The following is a 14,067-nucleotide window of genomic DNA, read 5'->3' on the forward strand; positions in this document are numbered from 1 at the left end:
ATGAACGGCGGTTGGACCATGGAAGCAGCCGTTGCACTGGTGCCGGTCCGAACGGCAGAATTGGCCGATGAAGTAGCGTTCGTCTTTGACTATCGGATGGCCGGTTACGGGGTTGAGCCGACGCCTGAATGTCCGAGCGACGGTGCGGGCGAATGCCGGTTCATGGCCGGAAAGCGACTTTCGATGAGCGTCGCAGTTCGACTTGCCAACTGGGCCGTATTGCCCGAGTGGCGGATTCTCAACTCGTGTGCTGGCGTGGTGCTGACCCAGCGCGATGCACAGGCGATGGCCCGGCCGCGACGGAATAGCGCCGCCTTTGTGGCTGACCTGGTTGAAGGGGATGTCGCATCCGGCCACTCACTCTCTTCATTGGCTCAGGTTTGTGTTATCGCCACAAAAGATTTCCCGATTGCCATCCGCCGGACTGGTTCGGACGCTAATCGCATATTGGGTTGCGCGAAACGTTTCGAAAGCCACGGGTATGCTTTGTGATAGCTGAACTGGTCCACGGAACGCGCCAATCGCCTGTGGCCCAATGATTGATCGAGCCAGCACATGATCGGTCAGCGCATAGCGCGCCTTCAATTTGTGGTTGCGGCATGTCCCTTCGTAAATGTACGGGTAAAGATGGATTGGCAGGGTAGTGCCACTTGGCACGCCGCTAAGCATAAGGTGGACATCAGTCTTGTCGCCCTCCGGCACCAGGATCGCTTTGCCGATCTTCCCCACGTTGTACCCCGTGCCGACGAGTCGGATCGAGTCAAGGCTGGACTCGGCTGCGTTTGTGGTTGCCACCGTAGCTGGCATCACCGCACAGTAAAGCAGCCAAACCGAAGATGCCACGAGAACGTTGCGCGAAATGACCAATGATCGTCTCCTGCAAACATTTGTCGACGCCACGCCACTATTTTTGGAGTCGACCAGGCAATGAAAGGTTCACCATCGCCGGCATCTACGGCATCCATGCGTGCGAGACGAGTATGGTGACGTGGCTCCAGTACGCACGCGATTCAGAACCCACCGGCATTTGCGATGTCTACGGCCCTACAGGCGGATTCGCTCAACCTCGTTCAGGCTGATGTAATCTCGTCGCCGGCCGTACAGCTGCGTGGAGCGCGTCGAAGCATGATTGGCCATCGCCGTGCGTTCTGGAGCATGGCGCCGTTTTTCAGATAGGTGGTGATGCCGGTCGCGCGGAATGTGTGATCGCCGATCTGTTGCGCAACTGCCGCGCACCGGCGTCTTGCCGTGGCGCGCCGTGTGGCTGGGCCGCGCACCGACGCGGCCCCTATCCTCTGACCGGAGTCGACCCTGAACAGCCGTTCGAGATCGCGCCATCGCGATGGCTGCTTCGAAGGGTGCAACCGCCATTCGATCAATCAACCTGGCCGGCGAGCGATCGGTGCCTTTACGGCCACTCGAGTCCCCCGCCATACCACTGCTGAATGACCGGTATCCTGAGAGATCGAGGAGGAACATGCATGAAGTCAATCAACGCTGAGTAAATCTGCAAGCGGCTTCCTGATCAGCCGCCAGTATGGCCGGCATCGTATCCCTCAGATAATCCACCCAGGTGCGAATCTTCGCGTCAACGTATTGTCGCGATGGATACATCGCGTACAGCCCCATCTCCTGCGACCTGTATTCGGGTAGTACCCAGGCAAGTTCACCGTTGCGCAATCCGCTGATCGCCGAGTAGATCGGAATCAGGCCGATTCCTAGTCCTTCCCGTACTCCAGTGGCAAGAGCCTCCGGTGTATTGACTTCCAGCAAGGCTGGCCGGAATCGAACGGACTCCATTCCGTTTGGCCCATCGAAGGTCCACACGTTCATTGGAAATTCGGGTGTGTTCAGGTGGATGCACAAATGCGCTTCGAGGTCGTCTGGCGTGTGCGGAACGCCACGGGCCTCGATGTAAGTACGTGATGCGCAAACAATGCTGAATGCACTACCGACTTTCTGTGAAATGAGCTCTGAATCCGATAATGCCAACGCCCCGACAATTGCAACGTCGCAGCCGTCTTCGATGAAATCCGGCATGCTATTGGCGAGCGTCAGCCGGACTTTCACTTCCGGATATAGCTTTTGATACGCGCCGATCGCCTTGATGAGGTAGTGCTGTCCAAACCCGACGGGAGTGCGGACCCTTAGTTTCCCAAACGGACGCGCATGTGCGTCACCCGCTTCCGCCTCAGCCTCTTCGATCAGGGCGAGGATCTGCATGCAATGCTCGTAATATCGCTCACCGGCTTCGGTCAGCGCGATGCGTCGTGTGGTTCTGTTGAGCAGTCGGGTTCGAAGATGTCCCTCCAGATCCGAAACGGCGCGTGAGACCTGGCCAGGTGTGATGTCCATGCCGTTCCCCGCCGCGGTGAAGCTCCCGGCGTCGACGACGCGCACAAAGATGCGCATGCTTTGAAGTATGTCCATGCAGAGCTCCAGATGCGAGTCGAAACGGGGGAGCGCGATAAATGGCGTATCGCCCATCCCTTTGCAGGCGTAACAGTGTGCGCCGGCCGACCGGCGCTTACGTTAAATCATCTCGATGGCCATGGCAGTGGCTTCGCCACCGCCGATGCAAAGGCTGGCAATTCCGCGGCGTCCGCCCGTCAATCTGAGGGCCGCAAGCAAGGTGACCAGAATGCGCGCTCCGGAAGCGCCGATAGGGTGACCGAGGGCGCAGGCGCCTCCGTGTATGTTGACCTTGTCGTGATCGAGAGCCATGTCCCGCATGGCGGCCATGACAGCGACCGCAAATGCCTCGTTGATTTCCCACAAATCTACGCTGGACGTCGTCCATCCAATCCTGGACAACAGTTTCTCCATCGCGCCCGCGGGCGCGGTGGTAAACAGTTTCGGCTCTTGAGCGTGGGTGGCGTGCCCGACAATAGCGGCCAGAGGCTTGAGCCCAAGTCGGTCGGCGCTTGAACGACGCATCAGCACCAGCGCGGCGGCACCGTCGGAAATCGAACTGGAGTTGGCCGCAGTCACCGTGCCATCTGTCTTGAAAGCGGGTTTCAAGCTACCGATCCTGTCGAGTTTGGCCCTGGACGGTTGCTCGTCGTGCTCCACGAGGACTTCGCCTTTTTTGCTGGAGGTCATCACGGGGGCGACTTCCCATGCGAAGGCCCCGGACCGAATAGCGGTCTGGGCACGGGTGGTGGATTTAATTGCATAGGCATCCTGATCGCCTCGGGAGAAACCGTAAGCCTCGGCGCACTCTTCAGCGAAGGTCCCCATGGGACGGCCATTATCGAAATAAGCATCTTCCAGGCCGTCGAAGGACATATGGTCGAGGATCTGTCCGTGACCCAAGCGGAAGCCGCCGCGCGCCTTCGGGATGAAGTATGGAGCGTTAGTCATGGACTCCATGCCGCCCGCGACCATGACCTCGTTGCTGTTGGCCATGAGTAGATCATGGGCCAGCATGGTGGCTTTCATGCCGGAACCGCACACTTTGTTGACAGTGGAGCAGCCCACCGACAGGGGCAGTCCGGCGGTGATTGCCACCTGGCGCGCCGGGGCCTGGCCGAGGCCGGCAGGCAGCACACATCCGAAGATGAGTTCCTGCACCTTGTCGGCGCTAATGCTGGCTCGCTGGATAGCGGCCGTTACGGCAACGGCGCCGAGCTGCGGCGCTGTGCAGCTGGAGAGATCCCCCTGGAAGCTGCCAATTGGGGTACGGGCGACAGATACGATAACTACGGGATCTTTGGACATGGTTTATTCGCTGAAAAGATGGTTGCGGTTTATTTGGCGGCCATACGGATGGCGCCGTCGAGGCGGATGACCTCGCCGTTCAGGTATTCGTTCAAGAGGATGTGCTCCACCAGAGCGGCGTATTCCGCTGGCTTGCCCACTCGGGCTGGAAACGGCACCGTTTTGCCCAGCGCCTCCTGTATTTCAGCGGGCATGCCGAGCAGCATTGGGGTTTCCATGATGCCTGGCGCAACTGTCATGACCCGGATGCCGTAGCGGGAGAGTTCCCGCGCGAGTGGCAACGTCATTGCGACGACGCCGCCTTTGGAAGCAGCGTAGGCCGCCTGCCCGACCTGTCCCTCAAACGCGGCCACAGAGGCTGTGCAGATGATGACGCCGCGCTCACCGGAGGTCTCTGGCGTGCAGGCGCTCATCATCTCCGCCGCAATGCGGATCATGTTGAAACTGCCTACCAGGTTGATATTGATCGTCCGCGCGAACGAATCCAGCTTGTGGGCTCCTTCACGGCCAATGACCTTTTCGGCGGGAGCAACGCCTGCGCAATTGACGAGTCCCCTGAGCAGCCCCATTTCCAGAGCCGCTGCAAAAGCTGCTCTGGCGCTGCGCTCACTGGCGACGTCGGTAACAACGAATCGGGCATTCGCCCCTAGCCGTGCGGCGATGGCCTTACCTGCTTCGGGGTTGACGTCCGCCAGGACCACCTTGCCGCCACGTTCGGCGATCATCTTCGCCGTGGCCGCTCCCAGACCGGAACCCGCCCCGGTCACTACAAATACGTTGTCTCTGATCTGCATGTCCGTTTTCCTTTCATGTGACGCTGCGCTGATGCATTCGGTACGGCAGCCGCTGACTCGCGTCTGGATTCGCTTCCGATGCGCGCCGCTACTCCGAATAAAACGTGGTGAACGAGCCAACCTCCGCTCTTTCCGTGACGAGGCTGTTCTCGATGCGTGAGGCATCCTCAAATCCAAGACTCATACCGACCACGAACCTCTCACCGGTCTCCAATCGAAGTTGATCGGCAATGACCTTGTGGTACTTCATAAATGCCGCTTGAGGGCATGTGCTCAGGCCATGAGCGCGGGCAGCGATCATGATGTTCTGCAAGAACATGCCGTAGTCGAGCAGGCTACCCTGCTGCATGACGCGGTCGATTGTGAAGAACAGGCCGACGGGCGCGTCAAAGAATTGATAGTTGCGGCTGTGCTGGGCCTGCATTCGCTCCTTGTCGCCCTTTTCGATTCCAAGCAACCCATATAGCTTCCAACCCACGGTCCGCTTTCTTTCAAGGTATGGCGATATCCACTCGCGCGGGTAATAGTCCCACTCGTCCGTGCATGTCTCGTCTAGTGCCGAATCTTCATTAACCCGCTGGATCGCGGCACAGATGCGGTCTTTGGCGTGCCCCGTGACGACGTGTACGCGCCAAGGCTGGATATTGACGCCCGTGGCCGCGAACCGCGCCACGTCCAGTATCGATTCCACCGTCTCTCGAGGAATCGGCGTGGGCAGAAACGCCCTGATGCTGCGACGCGAAAGGATGGCCCATTCGACGGCCTTGCGTAGCACATCGGCATCCATTGCCGGGGGTGTGTCACTTCTCTTCATCTGCCACTCCATCTGTCTCCAATGTCAGCAAGTCCGCGCAACTCGGTTGCACGGCAGCATTGCCTGATGAGCAAGATTAGCGGTGCAGAAAAGGACCGGTTGTCTCGAACATGACAATCAACATCGGCTTGCCAATCGTCCTCTACGAACCGAGAAGTGTCCTGTTCGGGACAGTTTCGGGCCAGCGCAACGTTTAGATTCGGTGTGGTACAGCAAGGTTTGAGCGTGCCGATTCAGAGGCCATACCCTGGCACCGCTTGTACCCGGACCGTTTTCACATCAGACGAGGAGACACGACATGCCCACCCAAATCTACGAGCACGGACTCGATCGAAACGAAGCCAACCATGTTCCGCTGACACCGCTGCACTCACTGGATCGATGTGCCGAATTGTTTCCGGAGCGGATCGCTATCGTGCATGGCGCGATGCGCCAGACCTGGGCGCAGACGCGCAACCACTGCCGCCGGCTGGCCAGTGCGCTCGTCCGGAGAGGTGTCACGCGCGGCGACACCGTATCGATTCTTGCGCCTAATACGCCCGCGCTGGTGGAGGCACATTTCGGGGTGCCACTGAGTGGCGCTGTGCTCAACACGATCAATTGCAGACTGGATGCCGACGGCATTCGATTCATTCTGCTTCACGGGGAATGCAAGGTTCTTTTTGTCGATCGTGAATTCGCGGCCCTCGCCGCGGACGCGCTCGAGCACGTTCCCACCAGGCCACTCGTGATTGACATTGCCGATCTCGAAGCACCGCCGGGATCGGCAATAGGTGAGCTGGACTATGAGCAGTTGCTCGGAGAGGGCGACCCAGACTTCGAGGGCGTGTGGCCCGCGGACGAATGGGACGCCATCGCGTTGAACTATACGTCCGGAACGACTTCCGACCCGAAAGGGGTCGTCGTCAGTCACCGTGGGGTGCAGCTTATGAGCATGCTCCAGTTGATTGACTGGGGCATGCCGCGCGGGCCGGTGTATCTCTGGACCCTCCCAATGTTCCATGCCAACGGATGGTGCTTCGCCTGGGCAGTCACAGCAGCTGGAGGCACCCATGTCTGCCTGCGCAAAGTCAATGCCGCAGGAATATTTAGAGCCATCCGCGAATACGGCGTCGATCATTTTTGCGCGGCGCCAATCGTCCTGGCCGCATTGGCTGACGCGCCTGCCAGCGAGCGCAGCCCATTGCCTCGCGCCGTTCGCGTGCGCACGGCGGGTTCACCACCGCCGGCCACCGTGTTGAAATCTGTAAGCAAGCTGGGATTCGAGGTCGAGCACGTATACGGCATCACCGAAGCCTCCGGCACGCCGGTCAGTTGCTTCATCCAGCCAAACTGGCGCGCACTGGCCAACGAGGAGCAGGCGCGCCTGAAGGCGCGGCAAGGTCAACGGGCCTCCGGACTTGAGGCCATGCGAGTAGCGAACTCCGCCACGCTCGAGTCAGTTCCTGCGGACGGCAAGACCGAGGGAGAGATACTGCTGCGCGGCAATGTGATGATGAAAGGCTATCTAAAGAACGAGGACGCAACCCGGAACGCCTTCGAGGGTGGCTGGTTCCACACTGGCGATATTGCCGTGGCGCACCCGGACGGATACATTCAGATCACGGATCGTTCCAAAGACGTCATCATTTCGGGTGGAGAGAACATTTCATCGGTAGAGGTGGAGGGCGTATTGCACCAACACCCGGCAGTCCTCATCGCGGCAGTGGTGGCACAGCCCGATGACAAGTGGGGCGAAGTGCCTTGCGCATTTGTCGAATTGAGACAGGGTATCGATGCACCTTCTGAACGGGAGCTAGTTACGTTCTGCCGAGAGCGGCTCGCTCACTACAAGTGTCCTGTGAGGATCGTGTACGGGACACTGCCAAAGACAGGCACAGGAAAAATTCAGAAATTTCGACTTCGAGAGCAGGCTGGCAGCCGGGAAGCCATTACGAAGCTGTCTGACGCATAGTCACGTCTCGCGGGTGCATCGACGCTTACTATTGCGACACGATTTTCAGCCACTGCAGAATCAATCTTCGGCGTGAGCAAAATCGCGAAGCCCTGCCAGGTCAAGAATGCGGACTGAGCCATACTCGATCATCAGAAACCCCGAATCGGCGAGCTCGCGAAGCGCCCGGTTGGTGTTCTGTCTGGAAAGGCCGGACAAACGTCCAATTTCTTCTTGTGAAAGACCCAACGTTAAGTCCGTAACACTAAATAGTTGCGGATTGAACAGTTCAGCGAGACAGAAAGCGACTCTTGCAGACGCTTTGTGCAAGCGGAGGTTTCCAACCAGACCGACGTAGTATCCACACCGTGCATTGAGTTGATCGATAACAAATCGACTGAACGAATGGCTATTGTCAAGCAGCCACTCAAATGTGCTGTGCGGAATAAACCCGACTTCGCTGTCGCGCAGCGCTACCACCGAGTACGGGCGAGGCTCATCTTTCAATAGGGCTCCCTCACCAAACCAGGAACCCGCCGGGACGCCGGCGAAGGTCGTGGCCCGCCCACCTTTCGAGACCGTATCGACTTTGACTAACCCTTCGATCACGCCTATCCAATGATCTGCAGGGGCTCCGCGATGACAGACCAGGGTGCCGGCAGAATACGACCGTTGAAACGCATCTTTCTGGACGCGAACGAGTTGTTCCTGTGTCAAATTAGCCGACCAGGCGGAGCGCGATATGAAACACTGCAACTCAACTGATAGGGGCATAGCCAAGTTAGGTTCGAAGGGTCCGGAGGCTCTAGTTTAACCATTTGCCAACCGACGTTGCCCAATGGCCCGATCGGCTGATATCTGCTCGAAGGTCCGGTCCGGAGTAGCAGCCGACGTTCGACCGAGCATTTGATGGCGTGGGCCAACGTCCGTAAATGGCCGGAACCAGGATCCAGGCGCCACCAGCGATTCTCCCATTCCGCGCCCAGCATCAAACTTCCGTGGCCGACCATACGCTCCCAATCAAGCCCCCGCGGCGCGAACGGCTCGTTGGAGTAAATCGGTCGTTTGGGAATCTTCGACTTTACCGTTTTAACTCTGCGCCTAAGACTGACGATTGCAAGTGCTACGGGAGCGATTTTTGCTGTGCCGGGGTATCGTCGGGCGCATCACACGCCGTAAACATCTGTTCGCGCTTTGTCGATGACTTGTGTTAGCGAGTCTTAGGCGGAAGCTGAAAACGGCCGGTAGTCCGACGGGCGGAGCGATGTTGCTAATTTATCCCACTCCGACGAGGAGACGACAATGATGACGATGGCTTTGGGCCTGCGGTTAGCGTCGGCAGCTGTGTTGGCGATCGGCCTCGCCGGGTGCCGCGGTGGTGGCGATTCGGCCGGTACGGAGGCCGGTGCATTGGCAGCATCGGCAAAGGCGTTAGCGGCCACGTCGAACCCCACCGCGGACACGTCCAAGATCGGAAAACTTCAACGCTACCAGATTGACCCGACGAAGGTCTTCGTCGCGGGTATCTCATCTGGCGGTTTCGCGGCAGTGCAGATGCACGTTGCCCACTCTTCGACCTTCAAAGGGGCCGCTGTATACGCTGGCGGGGTGTACTGGTGTGCCGCCGCCGGAGGAGCCGCGACAGCTTTGGCAAACTGTGGCGGCTTGACGCTTCCGTCGAATCAGGCGTCGTACAACAGCACGCTTGCGGCATCCGAGACGTACCTGGACGCGCAATCGTCCCTCGGCACCATCGACCCGGCGACGAATCTGCGTGGACAGCCCGTCTACCTCTGGTCCGGCACGCAAGACCAAGTCGTTAATCCGCTCGAGATGGCCGACCTCAACTCGGAATACCAGCGTTATGGAGCCAATGTTCACTTCGACAATTCGTATCCCGCCGAGCACGGCTGGCAATCGCCTGACGGCGAACTTGCATGCGGCACGCTCGGGAGTCCATACATGGTGCGCTGCTCGGCGAATGGCGCAGTCTACGACTCAGTGAAAACGTGGCTGACGATGTTCCTCGGCCCATTGAAACCGCGCAACAACGGAAAGCTGTCGGGTACGCTGTCCGCATTCGATCAAACGGAGTTCGGGGCGTCGCCAAACCTTTCTATGAGTTCGACTGGGAGCGTTTTTGTTCCCAAAGCCTGCGCGCAAGGGAACAAGTGCGGATTCGTGCTCGCCCTTCACGGCTGCCTGCAGGAGGCGTCACTTATCGGAAACCGCTGGGTCACCGAGGCGGGCATCAATGAATGGGCCGACACGAACAAACTGGTGGTCGTGTATCCCGACACGATTGCGTCGTCTGCGCCAGGGCCGACGAACCCGAATGCATGCTTCGACTGGTGGGGCTACTCCAATCAATACGACCCGAACTACGCACTCAAGAGCGGCTTGCAGATGTCGGTGCTCTACGCGATGGTGCAGCGCGTGACTGGCCGACCGTAGGGCCGTCGTGGCACGGTTAGAATCAGGCGGCCGGCCGCCGCGGGAAGCACGGCTTATCAGGGTGCCAAATGGATGAAGGTAGGGCCGTCGAGCGCCGGCTTTTGACGTTCAACAAACGGAGGTCTCGGCGCATTCCATTCCCTCCGGCCACTGTATCGTCAACCGCGATCATCCGCAGAGACTGATGAAGCAGCGTTAATCTGCGCCCAACGAACGACCGTTTGCTGGGGCGGACCCGACATTTGAACGTCCGAGGGTCCTGACGGCGAAATGACGCTTAATGGCCGCACTGAGACAAAGCAGCGCCATGCTCAAGAGGCGCGCGAGACCGTGGCGGCCGCCCAGTGGCGGTATTCATCACACCACGGAAACCGCGGTAGGGTGTTGGGTGAATAGCAAGGGTGACGGGTCTCCATGTGCCCCATTCGGTACCGCAAGTTATGGAGGGCTTGCCGTGCTTTTGGGAGCTTTCGCGGAAGACGGTTCCTCGTTCGGCGGGCATGAGCCTGTGATGAAGGCGATCAACGCGCGCGTTGACCGCCGTGCGAATCTCAATGCGCAAGGCAGGCCCATTCGCAGATGATTTCGGATGCTGTCAACCGGAGCACCATATCGCGTGGCTAGAGAGATTGGTAGTGGCCTCCTTCGCTGAGCGCCCGCCAGCGGACTCCGCGTCAGTGTCTGATAACGCAGACGGCCACGATTTCGTATCCGGGGTCGGCGTGCTCGTTCGCCGCTTTTTCCGCTTCCTCATACGAAAGAAAGGACGTGGCATTTTCAATCGCCGATGCCATGCCGATGTCGCCGTCCTCGGCGGTGCATAGGAACTGCTCACCGGTCTTCACCACGTAGACGGACATCATGTCACCCTCCATGGTTTGCATGGGTAGCTTCCAGTCTAGCAGGCGGGAAGGGTTGCGGGCGGTTCGCTGAGTCCTTCCCGTAATGCCTCCCCGAATGCACTCACGCCTCGATTGTCCGTGCGTCATTCCGCGATTCAGTACGCAACCCGGCAGTCAAATTTCGCAAATCCAGTTCCGGACGATTCAGCATCCCCCGTTATCGCAATTACGTTAGAGGCTCTCCGTCGCGCGCCAAAGGGAAAGCTCAGCGATAGGCGGTTGACGGACCCACTTCTACCGTTCAGATAAGCGCGTCGACTCGAGGTACTCCGCCCCTTTACGAAGTCGTCATCGCAGACATCGCTGACCATGGTGTAGATTTCGTCGACGTCACCGCTGCTGTGGGTCGTTGCTAACAAACTGCGCCTTCACACCGCGTGAGCTTGAGGTGTTTCTAGTGCGATGAAAATAGCACAGTCGTTTTACAGCAGGATCGGGCGATTTTTCGGCGGGCGTTTCCCTGCTGACAGCCAACGCGAGCACGTCGGCCAAAGCCGCCGTTCGGCTGTCGGCGTTTGTGAGGTAGCACCAAATTACATTTGCGACATTCGCATGCCCGTGCTGGCGAATGTCGCACTCGCTTTGAGCGAATGCGTACTCTAGACCCATTTCGGTCGTCGTCGGAATGGTTGCTGGACGGCTGCTTCGGCCGATCAGCGGGCATCACGGGCGGGGCAGGAGGGCGAGTCGGGTGTGGCCGTTTGATATAAAAACCGTTGGCGAACGTTGACATGACATACATGCATGACTTCAGTATGTGTATCGTGTCGCTAAATCGCGGCTGGCGAAATTCAGCTTCACCTTCTCGGTTCCGTGTTGAGAGGTCATCCAGAGATAGAAGGATCGTTATACAGTGTCGCGTATGCAGCCGCACTTACTGCACCCGAGCGATCCGCGGATCCGCGTTGCGGACGATATCATCGGGGCTCGATTTGGCCAAGCCGCTCCGTCAGCGATTGCGGGTGGCCATCAAACAGCGCCGCGTAGTAAACCGTGTTCGACAATACATTCTTGACGTAGTCGCGGGTTTCGTTAAACGGAATTGTCTCCGCGAAAATCGCGCCTTCCACCGGTCGCGGCAGGTTGGCCTGCCACTTACGCGGGCGCCCAGGGCCGGCGTTGTAGCCGGCGGTCGCGAGCACGGCAGAACGGTCAAGCTGGTTGTAAATCATCGATAGATAGTACGTGCCAAGCAGGATGTTCGTGTCGATGTCGTTCATCCTGGCCCGCGAGATCGTACCGAGCCCGATCTTCCTCGCGACCATCTCAGCGGTGTTCGGCATCACCTGCATCAGGCCGCCCGCGCCAACCTCCGAGCGCGCATTGATAATGAAGCGCGACTCCTGGCGAATGAGGCCATACGCCCATCCGACGTCGAACCCGGTGGACCGCGTATCGCGCTCGACAATCGTGCGGAATGGCGCCAGGTAGCGCAGCGAAAAATCATGTTCCGTCTGCGTCCTGTCGGCAGTGCTCACAGCCCGGTCATAAAGCTCGATGCGACGCGCGTACTCGGCGACTGCGAGCAGTTGTCGGTCAGTCATGCCGCGCAGCTGCCAGTTCCACTCACGGTTGCCTTCCGTACGCAGGTGCAGCGCGTAAAAGCGTTCTGCCAGCTCGAAGCCTGGTGTCCGGCCAGCCCGCTCAACTTCTTCGTCGGTCACCTTGGTCTGCGGCGGGATCACGATCTGCCGGCCGAGCGCCTCGGAGGCCAACTGGCCATAGAAGGTGTAGTTACCCGCGATCGTTCGGAATTCCTGGTCGGCTGCCGCCACCTCGCTGCTCTGCTTCAACGCGCGCGCGTACCAGTAGACCCATGCTGGCTGTGCGCGCAGCGCGGCCGGCATCTGCTCGATCGACCAGCGCACCATTGTCCAATCCCCGGCCAGCAGCGCGCTGCGCGTGCGCCACTCGTAGGCCTGACTCGACAGGGGCGCGTTCGCCGACAGCCGGTACCAGTTCACTGCGCCCGGTAGCTGCCTGAGCACCGCCTGATAGGCGATCGTGCCCCAACCGATAGCCCGTTCTGCCAGGGTGAGCGACGGTGCGATTACGGTGAAGGTGGCCTCGGCGGCCTCCGGATCGCCGACCGCCAACTGTGTGATGGCGAGCAGCGCGAGTTGATGGGACGCTGCGTCCAGCTGGATGCCTTTCGCGAGCAACAGGCGTGGCTGGTTCGTCGCCTGCTCGAGGAGCAGCTGATCCGGGCGCGCCGCGCCCAGCGCATCGACCAGTCTGCCGCCCGTCGTCCTCGCGCCCTGTTCATAGGCCTGGCGAATCAGCTGCCACCCATCGTCCGGAGTGAACTGCTGGTTACGGTCGAGCGCGGTGATCAGATCGACGCAGCCGTCACCGTACCAGTTCGGCTCGACGAGCAGCGCCCGCGCCGCGTCGGCCACATTTTCGCCTCGCGTCGCACGGGACTCGAGCGCATAGCACTTCACCTGCGTGTCGTCGTCCAGGACGAACTTTGAATATTGCGAATCGAAATCGTGCCAGTCGTGGCGCGCCCCGAGCACGCGAAGGTAATCGTTGCGCAGACGGTCGGCAATCGCCTGTCCGTCGTAGCGTTGCAGAAATGACAGCACCGGTGCGTCCGGCGCGTCGAGATTCGCATGCCCCGCGCCGTTGAACAGACGCGGCTTGATCTGGAAATAGCTGAGATAAGCCGGCGCCGGATAATTCGGAATCAAGCTTGCCAGGTGCGCTGCGCGCGCGGGATCGTTGTCGCGTGCAGCGTCATGCAACTTGATGAAAATCTGATCGTCGGCGGATAACGAGGTGAACGGGGTGGGATGTCTGGCTAGCACCGTGCCAGACATGACCAATGTCACGGCGGCAAGGGCAAGGCCGACCGTGCGAGACACCCGGTGAAGTCGTGTGGACATCGCTGTTTTCTCGTTGTTTCAGTGCAGAACATTGAACCAAAGCTTAGGCCGCTACCCGGCGAAGCGAAGCTTCGAATAACACAGGACTCAACCCGCAATTCAGCTCTTTGCGAGCCGGATGCCTGGGCCACATCGGCACTTGCGTGTCCGCTGTTTCGTAGCGTGGGTCGGGAGCTGGATTCGGCAATGCGATCCAGAAGGTCTTGAACGCGGCGTTGGTCGTTCTGGCCGGGATGCTCGCTTCTGGGTGGTTTTGGAGCGGAGGGTCGTCAAAGAGCAGCGAGGACTAAATGAAACGGGCACCCACCTGGGTGGAGATTCCTCCGCTTATGTCGAGAAAGACTCTTGACTGACCAGCGCGGCTAGAGCTCACGAGTGCTGCGAGTGAGGTAGTTGTTGGACCCAACCACGGTAGCCAGGCAGCGAGCGCGGGGGGCACGGCCGAGACCTTGGCTAGTCGGATGGAAGTCGAGATCGACGAACGTGGCCGAGTTTGTGGTCTACATCGTCAAAGGCCGTGACGTTCGAAGCAAATCTTTATACGACCGCTTTGCGCGCTGCG

Annotated in this window: 10 protein-coding genes; 3 read left to right on the forward strand and 7 right to left on the reverse strand. The window is 59.5% G+C overall.

Features of this window, described 5'->3' with window-relative positions; genetic code table 11:
• Nucleotides 1–18 precede the first annotated feature (18 nt).
• Nucleotides 19–492 carry a hypothetical protein gene (locus tag P3T23_RS06940; protein ID WP_429315449.1) on the forward strand — a complete coding sequence of 158 codons (474 nt, stop codon included), beginning with the start codon at nucleotides 19–21 and terminating at the stop codon, nucleotides 490–492.
• A 999-nt stretch (nucleotides 493–1,491) separates the two neighbouring features.
• Here the strand turns inward: P3T23_RS06940 and P3T23_RS06945 are convergent.
• From P3T23_RS06945 to P3T23_RS06960, 4 genes are all read right to left on the reverse strand, one after another.
• A complete protein-coding gene (locus P3T23_RS06945) occupies nucleotides 1,492–2,430 on the reverse strand; it encodes a LysR family transcriptional regulator (protein WP_429315778.1) in 939 nt (312 codons plus the stop codon).
• A 102-nt stretch (nucleotides 2,431–2,532) separates the two neighbouring features.
• Nucleotides 2,533–3,720 (reverse strand): acetyl-CoA C-acyltransferase, encoded by a 1,188-nt coding sequence (locus tag P3T23_RS06950; RefSeq protein ID WP_429315450.1) that lies wholly within the window; start codon nucleotides 3,718–3,720, stop codon nucleotides 2,533–2,535.
• A 29-nt stretch (nucleotides 3,721–3,749) separates the two neighbouring features.
• A complete protein-coding gene (locus P3T23_RS06955; protein ID WP_429315451.1) occupies nucleotides 3,750–4,514 on the reverse strand; it encodes an SDR family NAD(P)-dependent oxidoreductase in 765 nt (254 codons plus the stop codon).
• Between the two features lie 88 nt (nucleotides 4,515–4,602).
• Nucleotides 4,603–5,328, reverse strand: a complete 726-nt coding sequence (locus tag P3T23_RS06960) for a nitroreductase (protein ID WP_429315452.1) — start codon at nucleotides 5,326–5,328, stop codon at nucleotides 4,603–4,605.
• A gap of 298 nt (nucleotides 5,329–5,626) precedes the next feature.
• Between P3T23_RS06960 and P3T23_RS06965 the strand changes: the two genes are divergently transcribed.
• The gene (locus P3T23_RS06965) at nucleotides 5,627–7,282 is read left to right on the forward strand and encodes an AMP-binding protein (protein ID WP_429260879.1); all 1,656 of its coding nucleotides are present in this window, start codon (nucleotides 5,627–5,629) and stop codon (nucleotides 7,280–7,282) included.
• A 60-nt stretch (nucleotides 7,283–7,342) separates the two neighbouring features.
• On the opposite strand, the gene P3T23_RS06970 is transcribed toward P3T23_RS06965, so the two are convergent.
• Entirely contained in the window at nucleotides 7,343–8,035 is a 693-nt protein-coding gene (locus tag P3T23_RS06970; RefSeq protein ID WP_429315779.1) for a Crp/Fnr family transcriptional regulator, read from the reverse strand.
• 528 nt (nucleotides 8,036–8,563) lie between these two features.
• Between P3T23_RS06970 and P3T23_RS06975 the strand changes: the two genes are divergently transcribed.
• Nucleotides 8,564–9,715, forward strand: coding sequence for an extracellular catalytic domain type 2 short-chain-length polyhydroxyalkanoate depolymerase (locus P3T23_RS06975; RefSeq protein ID WP_429315453.1), 1,152 nt, complete (start codon nucleotides 8,564–8,566; stop codon nucleotides 9,713–9,715).
• A gap of 674 nt (nucleotides 9,716–10,389) precedes the next feature.
• On the opposite strand, the gene P3T23_RS06980 is transcribed toward P3T23_RS06975, so the two are convergent.
• A complete protein-coding gene (locus P3T23_RS06980; protein ID WP_102636823.1) occupies nucleotides 10,390–10,578 on the reverse strand; it encodes a hypothetical protein in 189 nt (62 codons plus the stop codon).
• A 956-nt stretch (nucleotides 10,579–11,534) separates the two neighbouring features.
• Nucleotides 11,535–13,505, reverse strand: a complete 1,971-nt coding sequence (locus tag P3T23_RS06985) for a transglycosylase SLT domain-containing protein (RefSeq protein WP_429260872.1) — start codon at nucleotides 13,503–13,505, stop codon at nucleotides 11,535–11,537.
• Between the last annotated feature and the right edge of the window lie 562 nt (nucleotides 13,506–14,067).

Source organism: Paraburkholderia sp. GAS448 (genome assembly GCF_050435685.1).
Taxonomy (GTDB): domain Bacteria; phylum Pseudomonadota; class Gammaproteobacteria; order Burkholderiales; family Burkholderiaceae; genus Paraburkholderia.

Bases quoted from the DNA above. Each gene is read 5' to 3' on its own strand.
- P3T23_RS06940 (WP_429315449.1), top strand. From the start codon at position 19: ATGGAAGCAGCCGTTGCACTGGTGCCGGTCCGAACGGCAGAATTGGCC.
- P3T23_RS06945 (WP_429315778.1), bottom strand. From the start codon at position 2,430: ATGGACATACTTCAAAGCATGCGCATCTTTGTGCGCGTCGTCGACGCC.
- P3T23_RS06950 (WP_429315450.1), bottom strand. From the start codon at position 3,720: ATGTCCAAAGATCCCGTAGTTATCGTATCTGTCGCCCGTACCCCAATT.
- P3T23_RS06955 (WP_429315451.1), bottom strand. From the start codon at position 4,514: ATGCAGATCAGAGACAACGTATTTGTAGTGACCGGGGCGGGTTCCGGT.
- P3T23_RS06960 (WP_429315452.1), bottom strand. From the start codon at position 5,328: ATGAAGAGAAGTGACACACCCCCGGCAATGGATGCCGATGTGCTACGC.
- P3T23_RS06965 (WP_429260879.1), top strand. From the start codon at position 5,627: ATGCCCACCCAAATCTACGAGCACGGACTCGATCGAAACGAAGCCAAC.
- P3T23_RS06970 (WP_429315779.1), bottom strand. From the start codon at position 8,035: ATGCCCCTATCAGTTGAGTTGCAGTGTTTCATATCGCGCTCCGCCTGG.
- P3T23_RS06975 (WP_429315453.1), top strand. From the start codon at position 8,564: ATGATGACGATGGCTTTGGGCCTGCGGTTAGCGTCGGCAGCTGTGTTG.
- P3T23_RS06980 (WP_102636823.1), bottom strand. From the start codon at position 10,578: ATGATGTCCGTCTACGTGGTGAAGACCGGTGAGCAGTTCCTATGCACC.
- P3T23_RS06985 (WP_429260872.1), bottom strand. From the start codon at position 13,505: ATGTCCACACGACTTCACCGGGTGTCTCGCACGGTCGGCCTTGCCCTT.